The sequence below is a fragment of the Candidatus Persebacteraceae bacterium Df01 genome (genome assembly GCA_030386295.1).
Taxonomy (GTDB): Bacteria; Pseudomonadota; Gammaproteobacteria; order Tethybacterales; family Persebacteraceae; genus Doriopsillibacter; species Doriopsillibacter californiensis.
Genome location: JANQAO010000001.1, coordinates 462093 through 485023 on the forward strand (window position 1 = coordinate 462093; position 22931 = coordinate 485023).

A 22931-nucleotide genomic window follows, 5' to 3' on the forward strand; every position below is an offset into this window, starting at 1 on the left:
ATTTTTAATACTAGGTTACAATTTGTAGACATTCTAGTAATTTTTACTGGGCAAAGGTGCTTTAAATTACCAATACAGTTATATCGTAAAGGAGATATTCATGGGTAAGTTGACCGAGAGACTGGACGCAGAAGCATTTATTTGTGCCGAAGGATATTTGTTTGAGTTGGAGCGGCGCGGTTATTTGCAGGCTGGTTCTTTTGTGCCTGAAGTGGTGCTGGAAAATCCAGAAGTGTTGGCGCAATTACATCGCGAATTTTTGCGTGCTGGCAGCGACGCTATGGTGGCGTTTACCTATTATGGGCATCGTGAGAAATTGCGTATTATCGGAAAAGAAGATTTACTGGAGCCCCTGCAAAAAAATGCTTTGCTGTTGGCTAAACAGGCTGCTGCTGAGGATAAGAGCGGCCGTACTCTCGTTGCTGGCAATATTTGCAATACGAATGTTTATTTTCCTGATGACAAACAATCTCACAACGAAGTGCGTAAGATGTTTGCCGAGCAGGTTGCTTGGGCGGCAGACGCCGGAGTGGATTTCATTTTGGTGGAAACGCTCTCTTGGTTAGGTGAAGGGCTTATCGCGCTAGAAGAAGCAAAAAAAGCGGGAGTGGATGTGGTGGTGAATGTAATAACGCATTCTACTGGCTTACTGCGGGAGGGTATCCCGCCGGAAGAGGCTTGTAAGCAATTAGAAGATGCCGGTGCCGACGTGGTGGGTATGAATTGTTGTCGTGGTCCGGCGACAATGTTGCCGCAACTTAAAGATATTCGTGCTGCCGTGTCTGGGCACGTGGCCGGTATTCCAGTAACATTTCGCACATCGGCTGAGATGCCGTCGTTTCAGTCAATCAAAGATCCTTGTGGGGAACACCATCTGCCAGAAGGGATGCGGGCTTTCCCGGCGGCGTTAGACGCTTTTACGTGCACTCGCTACGAAATGGCCGCTTTTGCCCGCGAATGTTTTGATAACAACATTCGTATGGTGGGGGTTTGTTGTGGTGGTGGTCCGCATCATGTGCGCGCTATTGCCGAGGAATTAGGACGTCAGACTGAAGCTAGTCGCTATTCTCCAGATATGAGTAAGCACTACGCTATGGGTACAGATCCATCGCTCAAATCCGAAAACCAGAAATTTTTGGACAATTTATGAGTTGAGGGACAATAACGGGTTACAGCTTCTGCCATTATGAGATAATAATAAACGTTGTGTAATTCCATCAGGAGAAATAGGATGAAAAAAACGCTGATTGCATTATTGTTGGTTGCCTCGCCGAGCGTGCTGGCTGCCGAAGAGGAGGGGAAGTGTGAGACAAACATAGAGCGCGCGTCTAACCCGATTCTTGAAATTATTACTGTGCCTTTTAAAATAATTGCCGCTTTTTCTCATTTACCACGTTGCTTGGTTGACTATTTTCCTGTTAACGAAGAAAACGACAAGTAAAAATTATTCCTTGAAGCCGCTTTAAGGCAAAGCGGTTTTGCATTGTTTTTATAAAATGCGACCTTTCCCTTACGTTATTGTGCCGTCACCATCGGGTGGTTGGTTGCGTTTTGCTGTGCCGCGGCAGGTTTTGGTGGCGACTTGTCTGGATGAAGTCACTGATGTTATTGCTGCTGCTGATAGTGAGACAAAATCTGGGGCTTACGTGGCCGGTTTTGTTACGTATGAAGCAGCGCCGGCTTTTGATGCGGCGCAAACAGTCCATGCGTCGTGGTCGTTGTTGCCACTGGCATGGTTTGCCGTTTACGATGCGCCGCCCGAACCAGTTTCTGCGCCACTTGCTTCGGCGCATTTGACTGGGAGGTGGAAGGCGGCCATTAATCGCGCAAATTACGAGACCGCGATAGGCACTATCAAACAGCGCATTGCTGCTGGCGATGTTTATCAAACAAATTTTACGTACCCTTTGCGTGCCTCTTTTGTTGGTAGTCCCCTGTCTTTGTTCGCAATGCTCAGCACACGGCAGCTTTCGGCATGGGCATTTTATGTGGAAACCGACGACTGGGCAGTTTGTTCGGTATCGCCAGAATGTTTTTTTGAGAAGCAAGGCAACACACTTATTTCCAAGCCTATGAAAGGTACGCGGCGCAATTTTCCAGGTGAAGCAGTTCGTCTAGCTGCCAGCGCCAAAGATCGTGCCGAAAACCTGATGATTGTGGACATGCTCAGAAATGACATGTCGCGCTTGCCGGACGCGCGGCGGGTGCGAGTAGAAGCATTGCTGGCAGTAGAAGAATATCCGACGGTACTACAAATGACATCAACCATTGCCTGTCAGACGCAAAGCGGATTGCATGATATTTTCAATGCGTTATTTCCTTGCGCTTCAATAACGGGAGCACCTAAAATTTCCGCTATGCACTTGATTCGACAACTAGAAAAAATACCGCGAGGCCTGTATTGCGGTGCTTGCGGATGGGCAGGCGGCAATCAAGCGCGATTTAATGTTGGTATTCGTACGGCGGTTGTAGATAAGCGTGCCGAACTTGTCCATTATGGCGTGGGCAGCGGCGTGGTAGCGGATTCCAGTCCGAGTGGTGAATGGCGTGAATGTCGCTTAAAGGCAGCGATTCTCGTGCCAAAACAGAAGCCTCATCTTATTGAAACCATGCGTGCTGATATTAATGGTGTGGTTTTGTGGTCTCATCATCTGGCACGTCTGGCGGCGAGCTCACGCTATTTTGGTTTTCGCTTTAATCGGGTAGCGGCAACTCAACTGGTGGAGGCGCATTGCAAAACCCTTAGTGTGCCGGTGTGTTTGCGTTTGACGTTGTCGCCCGACGGTGAGTTAGTTTTGGAGCAGCGTGTTTTTCCGGCGACAATAAGTGAAGTGCGCGCTTGTTTGTCTTCTTATACTGTGCGCGTTGATGATGGTTTGTTGCGCCATAAAACTACACAGCGGGAGGTTTACGATAGTGCTTTGACAGCGGCACGTGCGGACGGTTTTGATGATGCTGTATTACAAAATGAAAAAGGCGAAATTACCGAAACCTGCATTGCTAATATTGCCGTGCATATTTCTGGAGAGTGGCTAACACCCCCCGTTCGCTGCGGCTTGCTTCCGGGTGTCCAGCGGGCGGCATTGCTTGCCGCTGGAAAGTTGCGTGAAGCTGTCATCACGCAGGATGAGCTATGCCGTGCAGACGCCGTTCAGCGCTTTAACGCCGTGCGTGGAGTGGAAAATATGCGTGTTGCGTGTTGATTTTTTTTTGAAAATATTTCATAAGTTAAAACACACACACCTTGATAGAATAACATCCGACTTATTTACCGATACCTATTTTTCAATAAATGACATTTTTATATTTTGATGGAAAGCAATTTCGCATATAATCCAATTTTCAAGAAATTTCACGTTATTTATTAAATGCGCTTTTATTACCAATTTTTGTGGGTGGCTGCCGCGCTGGGATTTATTGCAAATCAGCATGAAGAGGTGTTGTCCGCAGCAGGTGGCTTTTTGGTAGTGACATTGCCACACTTTTTTTGCGTCGCACAACGCTCTTCTAAATATGCTTTTTCGTTGTGGGGGACCAAGTTTTCCGTAACCGTTTTGTTGCTTGCCGTAGTCGTTCGCACATTGCATACATTTGGCGGATTAGAAGCTGATTTTTTGCTGGCTGGTGTGATACTGGCACTAGTTATTAATATTTTTTCAGCGGCGCGCATGGCCGCAAGGGCGAGCTAGTGGCAGGAGCGACGCCGTGGCCAAGTAACGTTACCGATTACATTAACGGGCATTTTTCTCATTTTTCTGTTGGAGAGGTCGGTGACGGGCCGACAACGTGGGCGTTGCACTTGGATACGTTGTTGATGTCTTGGGTAACGGCCTTTATTGCATTTTGGCTACTGCTAAAAGTGACGCGAAGAGCCTCGGTGCAAACACCATCTAAGCTGCAGGTGTTTTTTGAAATGTTATTTGGTTTTTTTGACCGGCAAGTGCGGGATTTGTTTCCCAGCGCACCGGCTGTTGTCGGGCCCTTGGCGTTAACCCTTTTTATTTGGATTTTCTTAATGAATTGTATGGACTTGGTGCCGGTTGATTTGGTGGCTTCAGGAGGTTACTTGTTGACCGGTTCAGTACCGCATTTTAAACTGCTCCCAACGGCTGACTTAAGCCTGACTGCAGCGTTGGCGTTGACGGTATTTGGGATGACCTTGTATTACAATGTTAAAGTTAAAGGAGTTGGCGGTTTTTTGCATGAAGTGGCCGTTGCTCCCTTCGGCGCAACGTTGGCACCAGTTAATATCGTTTTGCGAGTAGTTGAAGAGCTTGCCAAGCCGTTGTCACTCGCCATGCGATTGTTTGGTAATTTATTTGCAGCAGAAATGATTTTTCTGCTTATTGGCGGCGGCATTTCTTATATCGCCGGTGGGGCATTTTTGGGCCAGTGGCTGTTTGGCGGACCGTGGGCAATCTATCATATTTTGGTAGTGCCTCTGCAAGCCTATTTGTTCGCCGTGTTAACGGTTGTATATTTGGCTATGGCGCACGAAAAACATTAAATTAAACAAGGAGAAAACTATGAAAATCATTCAAAAAGTCACCGTTTTACTGTCGTCATTATTGTTGTCGACGCAAGTTTTGGCTCAAGAAGCCGACAACATTAGTAAGGGATTGGCTGCTATTGGCGGCGGTCTTGCAGCAATGGGCGCGGCTATTGGTATTGGCATTCTTGCTGGGCGCTTGCTGGAGGCAATTTCCCGCCAGCCTGAGTTAGAAGGTAAATTAATGGGGCGTTTCTTTTTGACGGTTGGCCTAACCGACGCCGTGCCAATTATCGCCATTGTATTGGCAATGATTGTTCTGTTTGCCTAATTTTGCGAGCGCCATGATGAATATATTCACTAAGGCGTTGCCTTTGCTACTGTTGCCAGCACCGGCACTGGCGGCGGAAGGCGGACTCAAGCTACTCAGCTTCACCACGTTATTGGGCGAGATTGCCACCTTCGGTATTTTGATCTGGGTGATGATGAAATACGTCTGGCCGCCATTGATGAATGCCATTGAAACGCGCCAGAAAGAAATCGCTGACGGGTTAGCCGCTGCCGAGGAAGGTAAGCAAGCGCTTTCTTCTGCCAGTGCTCGCAAGGATGAATTGCTTGCCGAGGCCCGTGCCAAAGCCAGTGTTTACATTGCTGAAGGCGAAAAACGGCGCAGTGAAATTGTAGAAGCCGCTCGCGGCGAAGCTGAAAGCGAAAATGCTCGGATTTTGGAGCAGGGACGGCAAAAATTGGAGTCGGAACGCGCCGCTATGTGTCGCGAATTAGAAGCTAAAGTGGGAGAATTAGTTATTGCGGGGGCATCCAAAGTGCTGGCTCGTGAAGTGGATATCGGCGTTCACGTTGATATCGTGGATTCTCTTAAACAGAACTTGCGTTCATGAGCGACAAAATCGCCCGACCATACGCTGCGGCAGCTTTTGCTCATGCCAAAGAGACCGGTGCCGTGTCGCTGTGGGGTGATATGTTTACCGCGTTGGTGGCGACAGAAGAGACGCTACAAAGTGCTATTTCCGGTCATACGGCGGGAGAAAACACAATTGCAGAAGCGTTGATTGATGCCTTAGATATCACTGATTCAGGGCAGCGAAATTTCCTGCGTGTATTGGCACAAAATCAGCGGTTGCAGGCGACTGCCGCTATTGCCGCGCGATTTGAGCAATTGCGCTTGCAGGATGAAGGTATATCGGTAATACGTGTGGAAACGGCGGTTCCAATGGATGCGGCGGCGCAGCGCGATTTCGACGTTTTTTTGGAACAATGGAGTGGCAGTAAAGTACGCTCTACTTATGAAGAAAACTCCGATTTACTCGGGGGTGTGCGCGTATATGCGCAAGACAATGTGTTAGATGCCAGTATTCGCGGTCGGATAAATCGACTGGCGGCGGCGTTAGCATAGGAGACAACAGATGAAACAGTTAAGTCCGGCTGAAATCAGCGACGTTATTAAGAAAAAAATAGGCAACATCAATCAAGAAGCCGAAATGCGCAATGAAGGTATTGTGCTGTCGGTCAGTGACGGGATTGTGCGTTTGCACGGCTTGTCCGATGTGCAACAAGGTGAAATGTTGTCTTTCTCTAGCGGTGGCTATGGTCTGGCGCTAAATTTGGAGCGAGATTCGGTAGGCGCCGTAGTATTGGGAGAATACGAACACATTAGTGAAGGTGATCGTGCTGCCTGTACCGGACGAGTATTGGAAGTGCCGATAGGCGAAGGTCTCATTGGGCGAGTTGTGAATCCGTTAGGCGAGCCCGTAGATGGTAAAGGCGCAATTGAAGCTACCGAGCATGAACCAATTGAAAAAATTGCACCGGGAGTAATTTGGCGGCAATCTGTCTCACAACCATTACAAACAGGACTTAAAGCCATTGACACTATGGTGCCAGTTGGTCGCGGTCAGCGTGAGCTTATCATTGGCGACCGCCAAACTGGAAAAACAGCTATTGCCGTGGACGCTATTATTAATCAAAAAGGACAGGATTGTATTTGTGTATATGTTGCTATCGGCCAAAAAGCCTCATCTGTGGCGGCGGTAGTGCGTAAGTTGGAGGAGCACGATGCGCTTAAACACACTATCGTGGTGACGGCGACGGCATCTGATGCGGCGGCGCTACAATATATCGCACCCTACGCCGGTTGCACAATGGCAGAATATTTCCGCGACCACGGACAAGATGCGTTGATTATTTATGATGATTTGACCAAACAGGCATGGGCTTATCGACAAATCTCTTTGTTGTTGCGCCGTCCGCCGGGACGTGAAGCCTATCCGGGTGATGTGTTTTATTTGCACTCTCGTCTTTTGGAGCGTGGTGCTAGAGTAAACGCTGATTATGTTGAAAAATTAACCAATGGCAAAGTCAAAGGAAAAACCGGATCACTGACGGCACTGCCCGTAATTGAAACACAAGCCGGCGATGTCACCGCTTTTGTGCCGACGAATGTTATTTCCATTACCGACGGACAAATATTTTTAGAGACCGATTTGTTTAACGCTGGCGTGCGTCCGGCGATGAATGCCGGTTTGAGCGTGTCGCGGGTGGGCGGTGCAGCGCAGACCAAAATTATTAAAAAACTCGGTGGTGGTGTGCGTTTGGCGTTGGCGCAATATCGTGAATTGGCGGCTTTTGCCCAGTTTGCTTCCGATTTGGATGAAGCTACTCGTCGGCAATTGGACAAGGGTAAGGTGGTGACCGAGTTGATGAAGCAAAAACAATATTCGCCGCTTAAAGTATCGGAGTTAGCACTGACGTTGTATGCCATTGAGCATGGATTTTTTGACAAAATTGGAGTGGAAGACGCGCTCAAAACCGAAACTAATTTGCATTCGCACATGAAATCTAAACACGACGATTTACTGGCGGTAATTGATGCTAAACCAGAATTAACCGATGAGGTGGACGGTAAATTGAAAGCGGCAATGGAAGAGTTTTTCGAGACAGTGGCATAATTGGCACTGTCAATTTTCAAAAAAATCAAAGAGAAACATATTATGAGGAAAGACTTGTTTTTTGGGGGCGGTTTCCGAGTTGATGTTGATCCCAAAACGGTAAGAAACAGTGAACTGAATGATGAAAATATTCAATTAAATTCAAAAATGGATAAAACTAATCAAGCAGAAGTTGTTCAACTTTTTGCTTTTAAAAAGATAGAAAATGCTATCTTTATTAGATCTTAAATAGAGCATTTTTTATAGAGGAATGTCGTAATGATTTTTACCACCACGCCTTCGATTGAAAGAAAGACTATTACCGACTATCGCGGGATTGTCGCTGGTGAAGCAATTATGGGTGTTAATATTTTCAAAGATTTATTTGCCGGAATTCGCGATATTATCGGTGGACGTTCTGGTGCCTACGAACAAGAGTTGGAAAAAGCCCGTGCTGCTGCCTTCGAGGATATCGGGGCCAAGGCACGAGAATTAGGCGCAGATGCGGTAGTGGGCATTGACATAGACTATGAAGTTATTGGCGGCAGCTCCGGTAGCATGCTGATGGTATCGGTTTCAGGCACGGCGGTGTCATTGCGCTAACGTACAGGAGCAAATATGCCAGCAGCAAAAGAAATTCGTAACCAAATAAAAAGCGTTAAAAACACGCAAAAAATTACTAAGGCTATGGAAATGGTAGCAGCGTCTAAAATGCGGCGCGCTCAAGAACGTATGTCTGCAGCGCGTCCTTATGGAGAAAAAATTCGTGAAGTTTGTGCCCATTTAGCGCGCTCCAATTCCGAATATCGGCATCCATTTCTTACTCCTCGTGATAATGTTCGTAATGTTGGGTTTATCGTTGTTACTAGCGATAAAGGGTTGTGTGGAGGTCTTAATACCAACGCGTTGCGCTCAACAGTGGCGAGTATGCGCGAAAAAGAAGCGGCAGGGCTTGGCATTAAAGCGGCAGTGTTGGGTAATAAAGGAGCTGCGTTCTTGGGGCGCTTAAAAACAGATATCTTGTCGCAGTACACTGGTTATGGTGATGCCCCCGAGGCAGCCGAACTCATTGGTGCTGTTACGGCGATGTTGGACTCCTACCGCAACGGTGATGTGGACGAAGTACATTTGGTTTTTACTCGTTTTATCAATACGGTCAAGCAAGACTCGGTGGTGGAGCAATTATTACCGATTTCAGATGCAGTACTGGTGGAAGCACCACGCAGTCATTCGTGGGATTATTTGTACGAGCCGGAGGCGGCACCAGTGGTAAATACGTTGCTTACAAGGTTTGTCGAAGCAGTGGTCTATCAGGCGGTGGCAGAAAATATCGCCTCTGAACAAGCGGCGCGCATGGTGGCAATGAAAGCAGCATCAGACAACGCAGGCAATCTCATTGACGAATTGCAGCTGGTGTACAACAAATCACGTCAAGCCTCTATCACACAGGAAATTGCCGAAATTGTTGGTGGAGCGGCGGCGGTATGACCATGCTGCGTTTGTTGCTATTGTCGGCGGTGGTTTTGCTGCAGTCGTGTGTCGGTGGGTCTTTGGGAGAGCCGCCCAGTATTCGTTCTAATAGTAATGATGTGGGTGATGTGGAGCTTGTCCTTGATCCAGTAAATGTGTGGTACGAAAAAAATACTTCCGAATCAGTGCAGGTGGAAGTAGACGGTCGCGCTTTTTACGTACGTAAGCGGCATAGTGGTGGCGTGTTTGAACAGGCGTGGGCACAAGCGGGATTGTTTTGGCATTCGCGTGGAAAAAAAGTTTTTCTTACCATTGTGACTTTTGGACCCAAAGTAACCATTCACGAAGTTTCTATTTGGGCAGGAAAGAATTACGGATTGTTAAGCAAAGCAAGAAATTTTCAATTCACGCCAGGAATATCAAAGTTGGATACACGCGAAACATCATCGGCAGCCTTTGAGATGAATTCGTCACTATTACAGGCGGTCGCCGATGCTGAAACTGCTCAAATGGTCATTAAAACAAGCCGTGGTAATTTAAAAATGGGATTGGATGTGATGAGTGGTGATACGGAAGCTGATTTACGCCGTAGCGCCAGATATTTATTTACGTCTTTTGCCGACAAGGTGAAAGCCGCTCAGCAATAAGCGGTGTTCGTTGGCGAAAGTAAAAAATTGATTTAAGATACAAAAGGAGTCTTCTGATGAGTGAACAAGCACAAGGAAAAATTGTCCAAATTATTGGGGCGGTAATTGATGTGGAATTTCCAGCTGGAAATATGCCGCGAGTGTATGACGCGCTTACGGTCAGTGAAGGTTCCGGGTTGGTGTTAGAAGTGCAGCAACAGCTGGGTGATGGAGTGGTGCGCACCATCGCTTTGGGCTCGTCCGAAGGAGCACGGCGTGGATGGACGGCGGTTAACACTGGTGCACCAATTAATGTTCCTGTCGGTGAACAAACACTGGGCCGAATTATGGACGTGTTGGGCAATCCTATTGACGAAGCAGGGCCTATTGGTGAAAAATCACGCCGCGCGATTCATCAGTCTGCACCTTCTTATGAAGAATTGTCACCCAATCAAGAATTGCTAGAAACCGGCATCAAAGTTATTGACTTAGTTTGTCCTTTTGCCAAAGGTGGCAAGGTCGGGCTGTTTGGCGGCGCAGGTGTCGGAAAAACGGTTAACATGATGGAATTAATTCGCAACATTGCTATTGAGCATTCTGGTTATTCAGTGTTTACTGGTGTTGGTGAGCGCACTCGTGAGGGTAATGATTTTTATCACGAGATGAAAGATTCTAACGTGCTGGACAAAGTGTCGTTGGTGTACGGGCAGATGAATGAGCCGCCAGGAAATCGTTTGCGGGTAGCGTTGACTGGTCTGACCATCGCTGAAAATTTTCGTGATGAGGGTCGCGACGTACTGTTGTTCGTAGATAATATTTATCGCTTTACACTAGCCGGTACCGAGTGTTCGGCGCTTTTGGGGAGGATGCCGTCGGCGGTTGGCTATCAACCGACATTGGCTGAGGAAATGGGTAAACTGCAGGAGCGCATTTCATCTACTAAAAAAGGCTCTATTACTTCAGTGCAGGCGGTTTATGTACCAGCAGATGACTTGACCGACCCATCGCCAGCGACAACTTTTGCACACTTAGATTCGACCGTTGTTTTGTCGCGACAGGTAGCCGAGTTAGGTATTTATCCAGCAGTTGATCCTCTAGATTCCACTTCACGTCAGTTGGATCCGCTGGTGGTGGGTGATGAGCATTATGAAATTGCGCGCGGTGCGCAGAACACCCTGCAACGCTATAAAGAATTACGTGACATTATCGCTATTCTGGGCATGGATGAATTAGCTCCCGAGGACAAGTTAGTAGTCTCGCGGGCTAGAAAAATTCAACGATTCTTGTCGCAGCCGTTCTTTGTCGCTGAAGTGTTTACCGGTTCACCGGGCAAATATGTATCGCTTAAAGACACGTTACGCGGTTTTAAAGGAATCATCAACGGCGACTATGATCATCTTCCGGAGCAAGCATTTTATATGGTTGGTGCTATTGAGGAAGCTGAAGAAAAAGCTGAAAAAATGAAGAAGGAAGCAGCTTAGTCCATTACAATGTCAATGTTGATAACGCAGAACGTTATGGATGTTCAAGAGAATGAAAAATAACAGAAAAACGGAATCACAATTAAGTGTTCAGCTTTTTGTTTCCCAATTTGCGTTAATAAAATAATTTGACGGCAATTTAAAGAAAAGAAAAATCATGTCCACAGTTAAAATTGAAGTGGTGAGTTCCGAAAAAACGCTGTATTCCGGCGAGGTAACCATGTTGGTAGTTCCTGGCGTCGCTGGTGAGTTGGGCATTTTACCCAATCACGCGCCGTTACTTACCAATATTAAGCCGGGTGTTATCAAACTCAACTTGCCTGACGGGAAAGAAGATTTTATCTATGTATCCGGTGGCATTTTGGAAGTGCAGCCGGATAAAGTTACCGTGCTTGCTGATGTTGCCGAACGTGGTGATGCGCTGGATGAGGCGCGCGCCGAAGAAGCTCGTCTTGCCGCCGAAGACAAATTACAAAGCGGTGTGACGGGTATGGATTATGCTGCAGCGCAAGTTGAATTGGCGCAAGCTGCTGCTCAATTACAAGCGATTAAAAAATTGCGGCAGAGAGCTGGGCTATGAGTTCCATCGCTCGCTTATTTCTGTGGAATAAATTGTTGACATGAAATCAGCGCTAACTAATTTGGGTTCCAGCATGCTTGCTTGGGTTGATGCAGACTCCGCCGTGCGTAGAATGGATAAACAGCAAAGTGGATTTAGCTGGGTGCGGTGCTTGCCTTTTATAGTTATTCATTTGGGTTGTTTTGGTGTTATTTACACGGGTGTTAGTGCTACCGCGTTTTGGGTTGCATTGGGGTTGTACTTTTTTCGAGTGTTTGCGCTGACCGCTTTTTATCATCGTTACTTTGCTCACCGTGCATTCAAAGCGAACCGCTTTTGGCAATTTGTTTTTGCTATCTCCGGTATGATGGCAATGCAGCGTGGTCCCTTGTGGTGGGCGGCGCACCATCGTCGTCATCATTTGCACGCCGATACCGAAGAGGACGCACATTCGCCTTTAAAAAGTATTTTGTGGAGTCATTTTGGCTGGTTCACATGTGCGCGGCATTTTGCTACGCATTATGAGGTAATTCGCGATTTCTCTCGTTATCCCGAGCTGGTTTTTATTAATCGCTTTGATTGGATTGTGCCGGCATGTTTTATGGGAATGCTTTATGGGATAGGTGAATGGCTTGCCGTATCAAATCCGCTTTTGCAAACTAACGGCCTGCAAATGCTCGTGTGGAGTGGGGCAATTTCTACAGTAGCGGTGTATCATGCTACTTTTTGCGTAAATTCAGTTTGTCACTTAATTGGTAAGCGTCCCTACACTTCGGATGACCATAGCCGCAATAACTGGCTGGTGGCTCTACTAACTTTTGGTGAGGGTTGGCACAACAATCACCATCGTTATCCCGGTAGTGCTCGACAAGGTTTTGTTTGGTGGCAAATTGATATGACTTATCAAATATTGCGAGTGTTGCAATTTTTGCGGGTGGTAAAAAATTTAAAGTCAGTGCCCAAGGAAGTATTACACGAAGGGTATTGATAAAGAGGTTTTTTTGACGCTTATTCAAGTATTAACTGACCACCAAAAAGAATAAAGTAATCGTTGGGCGTTGATAATCGATTGTCAGTTGTCGGCGCGGTTATTTCATACAGCAGGTCACCGTCGGCATTTTCATCACTGTCTAGCCATTGACATAAATTAGTTAAATCTGCACCGCTTTCTTTCTGGCTGGCGATTTTTATGACATTACTATTAACTGTGGAAGTGATGGTATATCTCATATCTTTAATACAACCGGACCGAGAAAGCGGTGCTGGACTATAAATTAATAACGCTGGAATATTTTTTATATATGCAGCATTGCGGCCAATTATTTTAGTGCCAACTTGTATGCTAATGCTCACGCCATCAGAAAATTTAAAATTGGCAGGTAAGTAGAAATCAGCTAGGTGTTGGTTGTTAACGGTAACAGAAAAAATAACAGGATGTATTAAGGTTAAATTGAGTTGCGCTTTGCCATTATTAACAATGATTTTTTCGTTGATGCCGTTCATTTGAATGGTTGTCGTATAAGAATGCGTTAATGTAAACGCCTTTGGTAGCGCGATTGACGCGCCGTTGTTAATAGTAAGCGTGATGCCATTGGAAAGTCCACATTGTGTATTGTCGCCGCTATGGTGACAATTACCGGCAACAGCATAATGTATCGGCTGATCTTCAATAAAAGTACGTAGTTGGCGTTTCATGTTGCGCGCATCAAAGCAAGGTGGCCATGGATGCCAATTGTCTCGAGTAATAGCGGCAGCGCTCGAATTTGTTTCTTCATTCCACGGATAAAGCACTGCCGGCGCATATACGGAATAATTTGAACCCACAATATCGGCGAGCATTAGAACAACAAAATGTCGTTTTTTATAGGAAGAAAGGGAGGGTTGATGATCGGTAAGCACGGTAGTTGTGCCGCTAGCATATCGCAAAGAGACACCACTGTACAGATCACTTGACCCTGAATAATCTTTCTCTAGCTTTATTACGCTGCCAGTCGAAAATATTAATTTGTCTGTAGCCTTTATAGTAAGCATTTCAGATGAATTAGTAAGAATCATTTTGCCTAAAAAACCAGCTGCTGTTGTGGTTTGTACTGTTAGTTTTGTGTTATCTGATTTCGCTATCATTGTGGTTTTATAATGCTCTGGGAACCAACCAATAATGCTCTCGCTAGGATTAAGTGGCGTTTGTGACGGCACAATTAGTGTGCCACGATTCAGAATGATGGTAATTCCCGTGCTTAATGTGTAAATACCGTTGTGTCCTTGGATCTCTGTCGTGTTGACGACAAAAGTACCGGTTGTCATTGATACGCGAGCATAGCGAGAAAGTGATACGGTATTAACATCAAGAGAAATGTCTGCTACGACAACTGTTGTTGGTGTGGAAAAGGCATAATTATCATGAAGCAAAAAACCGACGATGGATGTAATCGTCAACGTTGCTATATTTTGTGAGAACGATGTCGGACCGATGGCTTCTAAAGATGCGGGCAAAATAACTGTTATGGATGCGGCAGTGACGGAAATAGACAATGGCTGTGTTCCGCTATTGTAAGTGGCGCAATGTCGCAGGAGGCCGTCAAGATTTGTTATGCTGTTGGCAGCAGGTAGCGGATAAAAGCCAAAAAAATCACGCCAATTAACAACGGCATCACGCAACAAAGCCAGCGGACGTTTTTCAATGGGCGCGTTGTGCAAGTCGCTTATGCCAACTACATGCCGGTAGCGATTTATGAATGTGCCATTGTTTACCAATAGCTCGTCAATACTTATGTAGATAAGTATGTCATTAAAGCTATCACTGGGATGTGCCTGTACAAAAAATCCATCCTTGTCGGCATTACTTTCGCTTAGTGTTTTTTCAAAATATAAAGTAGGATTAATTTTGTCATTATTATGATTCAAGCTGATTGTTATCAATATACTTTCTGACAGTCGAAATTGTTTATCACTGCCGGGTGAAAGAATAACCGCAGCAATACGCTTATCACTCCCAACCAAAGACGTGACTTCAAGCCAGTCCTCTTGCAATGCTGCTAAGCGGTGCAGATTTAATGGCTTAAGATCTAAATTATTTTCTTTTTTAGTAGGCACTAGATTTTTTGATACCGCGTACCATAAACGATTGCCATACGCATCTTTGAAGTCACGACCTAGCCCGTCTTCAATTTGATTATTTGCATCTACACCTTTGTCTATTTTTGTGTTCCACGGCAGGCGACCAAAACGGCTACCGCTATCAAGAACGTCATTGTTATTTTCTGCACCGCAAGTTGGATCTTGAGAACCGTCCAATATGTGGTCGCCTAAATTATCCGGACAGGGCAGCATGAGCAAACGCGGGTAAATTTTTCCTGGCCCGGCAATGTTCAGCGGGTTATCAGCCCGCAGTAACATGTAATTGATGAGTGATTTTTTTGCTTGTCGCAGGGTGCGATTACTTTCCTGCTGTCGCAGGTTGTCATGATTTTCAAAATAAGATAATTCATTGTAAGCCAAAGTTCCAGTGAGAGTGCCGCCAATGACAACAACAATAAAAACAAGCAGTGAAAGTCCTCGCTGCTTTGCGTTTTTCCTCCCAGTAATATGCATTCTTAACCGGAAATGTCAACAAACCTTCCGTTAATTGCCGCCGCAGCTGCCATCGCGGGGCTTACCAAATGAGTGCGTGCTTTGTATCCTTGTCGCCCTTCAAAGTTGCGGTTAGAAGTGGAAGCGCAACGTTCACCGACGCCCACGCGATCTTCGTTCATTCCCAAACACATGGAGCAACCCGGATGACGCCATTCAAAGCCAGATTCTATAAAAATTTCGTGTAAGCCTTCATTTTCAGCTTGCTCGCGCACCAACCCAGAGCCAGGTACTACTATCGCTTGTTTGATATTGCCGGCTAATTTCTGTCCTTTGACAACGGCGGCAGCAATGCGTAAGTCTTCAATGCGTGCGTTAGTGCAAGAGCCGATAAATATTTTGTCTGGGTAAATATCGGTGATAGGGGTTCCCGGCTTCAAATCCATATAAGCGAGTGCTTTTTCCATACCTGCACGTTTGATAGGATCAGGTTCGTTCGCAGGGTCGGGTACACAGCTGTTGACGCTGACAACCATTTCTGGTGACGTTCCCCACGATACTTGTGGTTGAATGGTGGCAGCGTCTAATGTTTCCACACGGTCGAAAAGAGCATCGTCATCAGTTTTTAATGTGCGCCAATACTCACACGCGCTATCCCATTCTTCGCCTTGTGGTGCCATCGGGCGATGGTGCACAAAATTTAGCGTAGTGTCATCTACACCAATCATACCGGCACGGGCACCCGCTTCAATAGACATGTTACAGATAGTCATGCGCCCAGCCATGTCCATATTACGAATAGTATCTCCAGCGTATTCTAGGGCATAGCCAACACCGCCGGCAGTACCGATTTTGCCGATAATTGCCAGTATCACATCTTTGGCACCGACACCGCGACGCAAGAGACCATTAATTTCAATTTTCATTGTTTTGGCGCGTCGCGCATACAAGCATTGTGTTGCCATGACATGCTCAATTTCGGAAGTCCCGACGCCCATCGCCAGACAGCCAAAAGCGCCGTGGGTACTGGTATGTGAATCACCACACACTACGGTCATACCGGGTAAGGTCAATCCCTGTTCAGGGCCAATAATATGAACAATGCCTTGGCGGCGGTCATTCATGCTAATCTGATACACGCCGAAATGGCGGCAATTTTCATCCAACGTTTGCAGTTGTAATTTTGAAATATCGTCACTGATATTGCTACGATTTACTGTGGGAACATTGTGGTCAGGTACAGCGAGAATAGATTGTGTTCGCCATAGAGGACGATTGTTTAACCGCAATCCCTCAAAAGCCTGCGGGCTAGTGACTTCGTGTACTAGGTGGCGGTCAATATAAAGTAGCACCTGCCCGTCATCATTTTCTCGCACGACGTGCTTTTGCCATAATTTTTCGTACAATGTGCGTGCGCAAGCCATCTGTTAATTATATATAACAATTATGAATCACTTTTCTTTATCGTCGTTATTTATTACCGTTCTCTGTCATTTTAATGAGTTGACTACAGTCAATGTCGGAATAATCCTCCGCTAGCTGCGATTGTTGATGAACACAAATGTTTGCAGATTGGGCGAAAATGCCGTCGTGGACTGGTACCAGTCGCTGGTGCGTGATGAAGTATTGTTTGCCGATGAAATACAGGCGGCAGCTGTCGCTAAATTGCAAAAAGTTGCCGGTGATTGTGCTACGCCACTGCCGCGTATAAATTTTATTAAGCGGTTGTTTACATCGCCTCCCGAATGTAAACGGGGACTGTATTTACACGGTGGAGTTGGGAGGGGAAAAACATTTTTGATGGACGGCTTTTATCTACAATTAAAAACAGAAAAGAAAATCCGAGTGCACTTTCATCAATTTATGCGTCATTTGCATGATGATATGAAAAAACGGAGTGGCGAAAACGATCCATTACTTAGTGTTGCCGATAGTATTGCTCAAAAAAATCAGGTGATATGTTTTGATGAATTTCATGTATCGGATATTGCCGATGCGATGATTCTAGGGCGATTGTTGGAGAGGTTGTTTGCCAATGGTATTTACCTAGTGATGACTTCTAATTATTCGCCGGATGGGTTGTATCCAAACGGATTGGCACGTGAGCGTTTTTTACCGGCAATTGATATGCTGAAGACTAAGCTGGAAGTATTTTCTTTAGACGGCGATGAAGATTATCGATTACGGCACTTGAGCAAAAGTGGCGGCGTGTTTTTTGATTCTCAGGATGGCGAAGGCGTCGCTGATATGCAGCGGATATTTGGCAAACTGGCTTGCGGCATTCAATTATTGCCGGCAGTGCGAGTGAATGGTCGGGTATTACCAGCTTTGGCGCGCACGTCTGATGCTATTTGGTTTTCATTTGGGCAGTTATGTATTGATGCATTGGGGCAGAGTGATTATTTGGTTTTGGCCGAACGTTATGCCACCATTTTAGTATCGGACGTACCGCGACTGGACGATGCGGAGCAAGCGTCAGCGACGCGACGCTTTACTTGGCTGGTAGACATTTTGTACGATCAGGGTGTAACGTTGGTGCTGAGCGCTGTTGATACGCTACACAATCTTTACGGTGATTGTGGAGGGGGCGAGTCTGGGCGGACACTTAGTCGTCTTATTGAAATGCAGTCGCCGGATTATTGGAAAGCGCCAACAAAAAAAAATCTGTGCTCGCTACCGAGGACAAAGCCGCGTTGACTACACAGTCGGAGCATTCAATTTAATGAGCTAGCGGTTAGTACGCTCAAACATGAAACAAAGACAAAGTCGGTATAATCTCTCTCTCATGCGGTTGGTACAAAAAAAGGATTTGGGACGATGACTAAACAGCAAAAATATTGTGCGTTAGCGTTTGCCGCTTTGCTGGTTTCGGGATGTGCACCTAAAGATTATTCTTTTGAGGATGACGGTGCCTTTGATCCCATTGAACCGATAAATCGTAATATTTACGGAATCAACAAAGTAGTGGATACCATAATTATTAAGCCGGCAGCAAAGATTTATACTCATTTTCCGCCGCCACTAAAAAGCGGATTAGGAAACTTCTTTAACAATTTAGGTGAGCCTTCCAATATCATAAACAAGACTTTGCAAAAGCAGGGTGATGATGTGGTGACATCAACAGCACGGCTCGTGTTCAATACAACCTTTGGTCTTGGCGGTCTTATTGATATTGCTGACACGATGGATATTGAACAGACGAAAACTGATTTCGGTCAAACATTTCGCGCTTACACTGGCAATGACGGTGCTTACTTGGTGATACCTATTTTTGGCCCATCTTCTATTGTTGATGCGCCCGGGCTTGCCGCTGAGCTGGTCGCTTCTCCTAACACTTATATTGAGAATAACACAGTGCGATATTCGCTTTCTGGTCTGAACGTTGCTCGGGTTCGGGAGTCTTTGTTGGAGACAGGAGAGCTAGTGGATGTAGCAGCTTTGGACGAGTACAGTTTTGTGCGTGATGCTAGAGAAGATTTGCGGAGAAAAACAGTTCCTACAAACGTTTGGGGCGATTCCGAAAATTTCTGGCAATAGTGAGCATCGGGGCGTGGCGCAGCCTGGTAGCGCGCCTGGTTTGGGTCCAGGAAGTCGTGAGTTCGAATCCCACCGCCCCGACCAATATTCACTAAGCGCCCGTAGCTCAACCGGAAAGAGCATCGGCCTTCTAAGCCGGGGGTTGCAGGTTCGAGTCCTGCCGGGCGTGCAGGAAATAATTTAATGGTGGCTGTAGCTCAGTTGGTAGAGCCCCGGGTTGTGGTCCCGGTTGTCGTGGGTTCGAGTCCCATCAGCCACCCCGCCAGCTTTCATTATGTCTGTTATTGTTAGTGATATGACTGTTCATAGGGAATGGGCAATTTATGAAAAACGTAGTGAGTTGGTTTGTGCACCGCTTGCCGTCGTTACGCCGCGTACTGTTAGCCTAACCAGTGGCGACAAAATACCACGTCACCGCGTGTGGCTGATTGTGCAAGAGGAAAGTACACCGCTTGTGGTGGAGGCAAAAGCATATGCAGCCAGTATGGACATTGATATTTTATGGCGTGCCGCTGCTGGGCGTTCTTTGGATGCGGCAACGTTGGCTGCGTGTGTTAATGCTGAAGGAAATGTCGGTACATTAGCGGTAGTGCAAAAAATTATTAATAATCCAGCATATTTTTATCGCAATAGCGGCGTTTTTCAACCGGCGGCGGCAGAAGTGTTGGAAAAAGCTAAAGCCGCCTTGTGTCGCCGTGCCAGTGATGCCAAAGAGGAAGAACAATTATTGACAGAACTGTCTGCTGGGCGAATACCACAGGAAGTGGCTGCCGCCGCTGTTAATTTGTTGATGAGGAAAAACAAAAATACTTCTATTTTTAAGGCGGTCAAGAAAGCTGCCGGCGGTGAGCAGCATATTGCTGAATATTTGGTCAAAATAGGGCTGTTTGCTGACGCGCGGTCATGCTGGGAGGCGATGTTTATTCACAACTGGCCAGCGCCGTCAACAGAGGATAAAGTATCGTTACCGGCGTTACCGTTTTCATCTGCGCGCGCATTTAGCGTAGATGACGCGGGTACTATTGAGGTAGATGACGCCTTTAGTGTGCAAGCAGAAGGTAGTGGCTGGCTTATTGGTTTACATATCGCAGTACCGGCAATGGCGCCGTTATCGGTAGGAGACTACGAGACCATGCGCTTGACGTCCGTATATTTTCCCGATGTCAAACATCCGATGCTATCATCCGAGCAAATTGAGGCGTATTCATTGCATGCCGGTTGTTATTGCCCGACTTTATCGCTGTACTGTCACTTTAATCCGACTACTGGTAACATTGGTGCGCCACAGACACGATTGGAAAAGGTGTTTATCAGCCATAATTTTGCGCTGGAAAATTTTGAACAACAAGTGCCAGCAGCGGTACGTACACAATACGAAGTGTTGTGTACTTTTGCGGCTCATCTGCCGAGTGCCCGCAGAGAAGATGGCACTCGCCTAAATTATCGCATCAGTACTAATCCTCCTGGTGTTATCGCTGATGTGCGCAGTTCAGTAAGTGTTGTTGTGGAAAAATTGATGCGATACGTTAATTCCGTCTGGGCGAAGCAATTGTATAAAAAAGGTGGTTTATTTCGCGCTAATGGCGTGACGATTACTAGACCGTCGTCGACGAAACCGTACGCATGGCTTTCATCACCGTTGCGCCGCTACGTTGATCTTGCCAATCAGCGGTTGTTGCTGTTTTTACTAGGACAGGCACCATCGCCAGCGGTAAATTGGCCGAAACTGGCAAAAATGTTTAACGTGCAGTATGTACATGCGCGTTATTATCAGGATCAAATGGAGCGCCATTGGGTGTTGCGGGCGTTGGCGGATTTGCCAGCAAATACGGTGTTGAAAGCGCAATTGTTGCCGCGCAATCGCATTCGGTTGGAAGGTTACCCGCTCTGTGGTACTTTGAATCCACCTGCTTCCGGAGTATTGGATGAAACGATAGAAGTGCGAGTACGCGATTTGGATTTTTTCGCCCAACGGGCATATTTTGCGCCAGTATGAGCCGTCGTTACGCCGTCGTCGGTCATCCAGTGCGCCATTCCAAGTCGCCGTGGATACACGCACATTTTGCCGAGTGTACTCAGCGCGACATTGTATACGCTGCTTATGCGCCACCGCTTAGTGGCTTTGATGAATTTGCTAGAAATTTCTTTGCTGCCGGCGGGTGTGGTTTGAATATCACAGTGCCGTTCAAACAAGAAGCATTGGCCTTTGCCAGTAGCGCCAGTGCTTTTTCCAAGCGCGCACAAGCGGCTAATGTTTTGGCAGCAAGGAACTCTGGCATTGTCGCTTACAACACTGATGGGGCTGGCCTAGTGAGAGATATTACACATAATTTGAGAGTTGCCATTGCTGACAAACGGTTGTTGCTGATAGGTGCCGGCGGTGCGGCGCGGGCGGTTGCGTTGGCACTGGCAGAAAAAAATCCGGCGAATTTGTGTATTGCCGCCCGCAATACCAAACGAGCGGTGGCGCTTGCGGAAACTGTCGGTGAACACAGTACGATATCGGTACGCGGCATTGCGTTGGCAGATTGTGATGAGCCGTTTGATATTGTGATTAACGCCACCTCGGCAGCATTATCTGGCGAAAAATTACCGTTGTCGTCAGCGGTTTTTGCTGGCGCTGAGCTTGCGTATGATCTAAGTTATGGTAAGGCGGCAAAAACATTTTTACGAGTTGCCAATCAGGCGATTTGTTGTGTTGACGGTGCCGGTATGCTGGCCGAGCAAGCAGCTTTTTCTTTTGCTATTTGGGAAGGCGTGATGCCAATGACGGCTGATGTTATTCGGCAAGTTAAAGGAAATTAATTAGCGAGTTCGTAGTTTAAATTGTTTCGCACAAACTGTGGAGCATGAGAAAAAACTGATTTAAACTGCAATAGCAGGTTGTAATGTAGCAAATGAGGTCGTCGGAAGTTAAAAATTTCGCCGGTTAACTTCGTTGTTTTTTTCGTAGGCGACGCTTGTAGCGGCGAGAAATGCGCCCATCGTCTTCATCATTGTCTTCATCATCGCCAAAAAGCGCACTAAACCAGCTAAGTGATTTGTGTTCTACTGCTTCTTCCATATTTGATTGAGGGGCATTCCAATCGTCGGTCGGCGCTTTCGTTTTTTGATGTTTTTTATTAATTGTAGTGAGTGGTGAGACAGTGGATGGTGGAACGTCGCTTTTTTCTTGTAAGTTAAATGATTCGGAGTTGTTCCAATTGTCTGATGATGTGGCGATTTTTTTCTCACCCATTGTGCTTAATGTTTGATTGATGCGCTTGTTAAAAATAAAAATGATGCCCAGTAACAACATGGGCAAAGACAGCAGTTGCCCCATAGTAAAGCCGCCGATTAAGAAACCAATATGCGCGTCTGGTTCTCGGAATTGTTCCGAAAAAAAGCGTGCTAATCCGTAACCAATGAGAAATGTGCCGACCAAAAATCCTGGTGGCCGGCGGCGTTTCGCCAGCCACAACATCACGGCGGCTAGTACTACGCCTTCTAATAGTGCTTGATATATCGGCGAAGGATGGCGGAGTGAACTATCTATCTGTGGAAATACCATTGCCCATGGCAAATCTGATGAGACCACTCGTCCCGGTAATTCGCCATTAATGAAATTTCCGATGCGACCTAAACCCAGTCCCACTGGTACAAGCACAGCAACGAAATCTATCAACCGCAAAAATGTGCTGCCACTCAGCCGTGCATAAGCCAGCACCGCCAGCATAACGCCGATGAGACCGCCGTGAAACGACATGCCGCCATCCCAGATGTAAAAAATTTGTGTCGGATGGGAAATATAAAAGCTGGCATTGTAAAACAGCACATATCCCAAGCGACCGCCGACAATGACGCCTAAAAGACCGGCAACAGTTAAATCTTCCATAACGATGCGGCGGCGCAAATAGGCAAATGCTGGGGTTTGCAAAAAACGCCAACCCATAAAAAAGAACCAACAAAAAGCCAACAGATACATGATGCCGTACCAATACACAGGCCAGCCGAAAAGGCGAAAAGCGATAGGATCAATTTGCGGATGAATAATCATGTTAAGAGCTGAATCTTAACCTATTTGCGCATTATTAATATAAAGAAGGGTTATTATTAAAAAGCACTTTGCAAGTCTGTTTTTAAAGCTAAAAATGAGGAAGTATTTGTGCGTGGTTTTCTTCTTCGCATTCACATAAGTGAAAAGAATTGTTGGAAAAAAGCACATTTATTATTGTCGATGCACACCGTCTTCGTTTGGTAGCAATGATAATATGC

22 protein-coding genes, 3 tRNA genes and 1 pseudogene are annotated in these 22931 nt (G+C 46.3%); 23 read left to right on the forward strand and 3 right to left on the reverse strand.

The window, feature by feature from the left end; translation table 11 throughout:
- Nucleotides 1-100 precede the first annotated feature (100 nt).
- The 16 genes from NQX30_02260 (at nucleotide 101) to NQX30_02335 (ending at nucleotide 12558) form a co-directional block, all read left to right on the forward strand.
- The gene (locus NQX30_02260; GenBank protein ID MDM5147201.1) at nucleotides 101-1150 is read left to right on the forward strand and encodes a homocysteine S-methyltransferase family protein; all 1050 of its coding nucleotides are present in this window, start codon (nucleotides 101-103) and stop codon (nucleotides 1148-1150) included.
- Nucleotides 1151-1231: 81 nt separating this feature from the next.
- A complete protein-coding gene (locus tag NQX30_02265; GenBank protein ID MDM5147202.1) occupies nucleotides 1232-1441 on the forward strand; it encodes a hypothetical protein in 210 nt (69 codons plus the stop codon).
- Nucleotides 1442-1496: 55 nt separating this feature from the next.
- The gene (locus NQX30_02270; protein ID MDM5147203.1) at nucleotides 1497-3203 is read left to right on the forward strand and encodes a chorismate-binding protein; all 1707 of its coding nucleotides are present in this window, start codon (nucleotides 1497-1499) and stop codon (nucleotides 3201-3203) included.
- 165 nt (nucleotides 3204-3368) lie between these two features.
- Complete coding sequence (locus NQX30_02275; GenBank protein ID MDM5147204.1) at nucleotides 3369-3689, forward strand: hypothetical protein; 321 nt, start codon at nucleotides 3369-3371, stop codon at nucleotides 3687-3689.
- Complete coding sequence (atpB, locus tag NQX30_02280) at nucleotides 3689-4507, forward strand: F0F1 ATP synthase subunit A (protein ID MDM5147205.1); 819 nt, start codon at nucleotides 3689-3691, stop codon at nucleotides 4505-4507. The genes NQX30_02275 and atpB overlap by 1 nt, the downstream gene beginning before the upstream one ends.
- Before the next feature lie 100 nt (nucleotides 4508-4607).
- On the forward strand, nucleotides 4608-4820 hold the full coding sequence (atpE, locus tag NQX30_02285; GenBank protein ID MDM5147206.1) for a F0F1 ATP synthase subunit C: 213 nt from the start codon (nucleotides 4608-4610) through the stop codon (nucleotides 4818-4820).
- A gap of 13 nt (nucleotides 4821-4833) precedes the next feature.
- Nucleotides 4834-5388: a F0F1 ATP synthase subunit B gene (locus NQX30_02290; GenBank protein MDM5147207.1), complete on the forward strand. Its 555-nt coding sequence runs from the start codon at nucleotides 4834-4836 to the stop codon at nucleotides 5386-5388.
- Nucleotides 5385-5903 (forward strand): F0F1 ATP synthase subunit delta, encoded by a 519-nt coding sequence (locus NQX30_02295; GenBank protein ID MDM5147208.1) that lies wholly within the window; start codon nucleotides 5385-5387, stop codon nucleotides 5901-5903. The genes NQX30_02290 and NQX30_02295 overlap by 4 nt, the downstream gene beginning before the upstream one ends.
- 10 nt (nucleotides 5904-5913) lie before the next feature.
- On the forward strand, nucleotides 5914-7455 hold the full coding sequence (gene atpA / locus NQX30_02300) for a F0F1 ATP synthase subunit alpha (GenBank protein ID MDM5147209.1): 1542 nt from the start codon (nucleotides 5914-5916) through the stop codon (nucleotides 7453-7455).
- Nucleotides 7456-7683, forward strand: a complete 228-nt coding sequence (locus NQX30_02305; GenBank protein ID MDM5147210.1) for a hypothetical protein — start codon at nucleotides 7456-7458, stop codon at nucleotides 7681-7683.
- A 30-nt stretch (nucleotides 7684-7713) separates the two neighbouring features.
- Nucleotides 7714-8037: a heavy metal-binding domain-containing protein gene (locus NQX30_02310; protein ID MDM5147211.1), complete on the forward strand. Its 324-nt coding sequence runs from the start codon at nucleotides 7714-7716 to the stop codon at nucleotides 8035-8037.
- A 15-nt stretch (nucleotides 8038-8052) separates the two neighbouring features.
- The gene (gene atpG, locus NQX30_02315; GenBank protein MDM5147212.1) at nucleotides 8053-8922 is read left to right on the forward strand and encodes a F0F1 ATP synthase subunit gamma; all 870 of its coding nucleotides are present in this window, start codon (nucleotides 8053-8055) and stop codon (nucleotides 8920-8922) included.
- Nucleotides 8919-9551: a hypothetical protein gene (locus NQX30_02320; GenBank protein MDM5147213.1), complete on the forward strand. Its 633-nt coding sequence runs from the start codon at nucleotides 8919-8921 to the stop codon at nucleotides 9549-9551. The genes atpG and NQX30_02320 overlap by 4 nt, the downstream gene beginning before the upstream one ends.
- Nucleotides 9552-9607: 56 nt before the next feature.
- Nucleotides 9608-11011 (forward strand): F0F1 ATP synthase subunit beta, encoded by a 1404-nt coding sequence (gene atpD, locus NQX30_02325; protein MDM5147214.1) that lies wholly within the window; start codon nucleotides 9608-9610, stop codon nucleotides 11009-11011.
- Nucleotides 11012-11168: 157 nt separating this feature from the next.
- The gene (locus NQX30_02330; GenBank protein MDM5147215.1) at nucleotides 11169-11591 is read left to right on the forward strand and encodes a F0F1 ATP synthase subunit epsilon; all 423 of its coding nucleotides are present in this window, start codon (nucleotides 11169-11171) and stop codon (nucleotides 11589-11591) included.
- 40 nt (nucleotides 11592-11631) lie between these two features.
- The gene (locus NQX30_02335) at nucleotides 11632-12558 is read left to right on the forward strand and encodes an acyl-CoA desaturase (protein MDM5147216.1); all 927 of its coding nucleotides are present in this window, start codon (nucleotides 11632-11634) and stop codon (nucleotides 12556-12558) included.
- A gap of 20 nt (nucleotides 12559-12578) precedes the next feature.
- On the opposite strand, the gene NQX30_02340 is transcribed toward NQX30_02335, so the two are convergent.
- Together NQX30_02340 and leuC are read right to left on the reverse strand one after the other, a co-directional pair.
- A complete protein-coding gene (locus tag NQX30_02340) occupies nucleotides 12579-15161 on the reverse strand; it encodes a hypothetical protein (GenBank protein MDM5147217.1) in 2583 nt (860 codons plus the stop codon).
- A 2-nt stretch (nucleotides 15162-15163) separates the two neighbouring features.
- Nucleotides 15164-16564 carry a 3-isopropylmalate dehydratase large subunit gene (leuC, locus tag NQX30_02345; GenBank protein MDM5147218.1) on the reverse strand — a complete coding sequence of 467 codons (1401 nt, stop codon included), beginning with the start codon at nucleotides 16562-16564 and terminating at the stop codon, nucleotides 15164-15166.
- 127 nt (nucleotides 16565-16691) lie between these two features.
- On the opposite strand from leuC, the gene zapE reads away from it, so the two are divergent.
- From zapE to aroE, 7 genes are all read left to right on the forward strand, one after another.
- Complete coding sequence (zapE, locus tag NQX30_02350) at nucleotides 16692-17837, forward strand: cell division protein ZapE (GenBank protein MDM5147219.1); 1146 nt, start codon at nucleotides 16692-16694, stop codon at nucleotides 17835-17837.
- A 120-nt stretch (nucleotides 17838-17957) separates the two neighbouring features.
- Nucleotides 17958-18677, forward strand: a complete 720-nt coding sequence (locus tag NQX30_02355) for a VacJ family lipoprotein (GenBank protein ID MDM5147220.1) — start codon at nucleotides 17958-17960, stop codon at nucleotides 18675-18677.
- A gap of 7 nt (nucleotides 18678-18684) precedes the next feature.
- A tRNA-Pro gene (locus NQX30_02360) sits at nucleotides 18685-18761 on the forward strand.
- 11 nt (nucleotides 18762-18772) lie between these two features.
- Nucleotides 18773-18846, forward strand: a tRNA-Arg gene (locus tag NQX30_02365).
- A gap of 17 nt (nucleotides 18847-18863) precedes the next feature.
- Nucleotides 18864-18936 (forward strand) — tRNA-His (locus NQX30_02370).
- A 15-nt stretch (nucleotides 18937-18951) separates the two neighbouring features.
- A complete protein-coding gene (locus NQX30_02375) occupies nucleotides 18952-20673 on the forward strand; it encodes an RNB domain-containing ribonuclease (protein ID MDM5147221.1) in 1722 nt (573 codons plus the stop codon).
- Nucleotides 20670-21482 carry a shikimate dehydrogenase gene (gene aroE, locus NQX30_02380; protein MDM5147222.1) on the forward strand — a complete coding sequence of 271 codons (813 nt, stop codon included), beginning with the start codon at nucleotides 20670-20672 and terminating at the stop codon, nucleotides 21480-21482. Before NQX30_02375 ends, aroE begins: the two co-directional genes overlap by 4 nt.
- Before the next feature lie 472 nt (nucleotides 21483-21954).
- Here aroE and lgt read toward each other — a convergent pair.
- Nucleotides 21955-22713: pseudogene (gene lgt / locus NQX30_02385) on the reverse strand (prolipoprotein diacylglyceryl transferase).
- Nucleotides 22714-22931 lie beyond the last annotated feature (218 nt).

Bases quoted from the DNA above. Each gene is read 5' to 3' on its own strand.
- NQX30_02260 (MDM5147201.1), top strand. From the start codon at position 101: ATGGGTAAGTTGACCGAGAGACTGGACGCAGAAGCATTTATTTGTGCC.
- NQX30_02265 (MDM5147202.1), top strand. From the start codon at position 1,232: ATGAAAAAAACGCTGATTGCATTATTGTTGGTTGCCTCGCCGAGCGTG.
- NQX30_02270 (MDM5147203.1), top strand. From the start codon at position 1,497: ATGCGACCTTTCCCTTACGTTATTGTGCCGTCACCATCGGGTGGTTGG.
- NQX30_02275 (MDM5147204.1), top strand. From the start codon at position 3,369: ATGCGCTTTTATTACCAATTTTTGTGGGTGGCTGCCGCGCTGGGATTT.
- NQX30_02290 (MDM5147207.1), top strand. From the start codon at position 4,834: ATGATGAATATATTCACTAAGGCGTTGCCTTTGCTACTGTTGCCAGCA.
- NQX30_02295 (MDM5147208.1), top strand. From the start codon at position 5,385: ATGAGCGACAAAATCGCCCGACCATACGCTGCGGCAGCTTTTGCTCAT.
- atpA (MDM5147209.1), top strand. From the start codon at position 5,914: ATGAAACAGTTAAGTCCGGCTGAAATCAGCGACGTTATTAAGAAAAAA.
- NQX30_02310 (MDM5147211.1), top strand. From the start codon at position 7,714: ATGATTTTTACCACCACGCCTTCGATTGAAAGAAAGACTATTACCGAC.
- atpG (MDM5147212.1), top strand. From the start codon at position 8,053: ATGCCAGCAGCAAAAGAAATTCGTAACCAAATAAAAAGCGTTAAAAAC.
- NQX30_02320 (MDM5147213.1), top strand. From the start codon at position 8,919: ATGACCATGCTGCGTTTGTTGCTATTGTCGGCGGTGGTTTTGCTGCAG.
- atpD (MDM5147214.1), top strand. From the start codon at position 9,608: ATGAGTGAACAAGCACAAGGAAAAATTGTCCAAATTATTGGGGCGGTA.
- NQX30_02330 (MDM5147215.1), top strand. From the start codon at position 11,169: ATGTCCACAGTTAAAATTGAAGTGGTGAGTTCCGAAAAAACGCTGTAT.
- NQX30_02335 (MDM5147216.1), top strand. From the start codon at position 11,632: ATGAAATCAGCGCTAACTAATTTGGGTTCCAGCATGCTTGCTTGGGTT.
- NQX30_02340 (MDM5147217.1), bottom strand. From the start codon at position 15,161: ATGCATATTACTGGGAGGAAAAACGCAAAGCAGCGAGGACTTTCACTG.
- leuC (MDM5147218.1), bottom strand. From the start codon at position 16,564: ATGGCTTGCGCACGCACATTGTACGAAAAATTATGGCAAAAGCACGTC.
- zapE (MDM5147219.1), top strand. From the start codon at position 16,692: ATGAACACAAATGTTTGCAGATTGGGCGAAAATGCCGTCGTGGACTGG.
- NQX30_02355 (MDM5147220.1), top strand. From the start codon at position 17,958: ATGACTAAACAGCAAAAATATTGTGCGTTAGCGTTTGCCGCTTTGCTG.
- NQX30_02375 (MDM5147221.1), top strand. From the start codon at position 18,952: ATGTCTGTTATTGTTAGTGATATGACTGTTCATAGGGAATGGGCAATT.
- aroE (MDM5147222.1), top strand. From the start codon at position 20,670: ATGAGCCGTCGTTACGCCGTCGTCGGTCATCCAGTGCGCCATTCCAAG.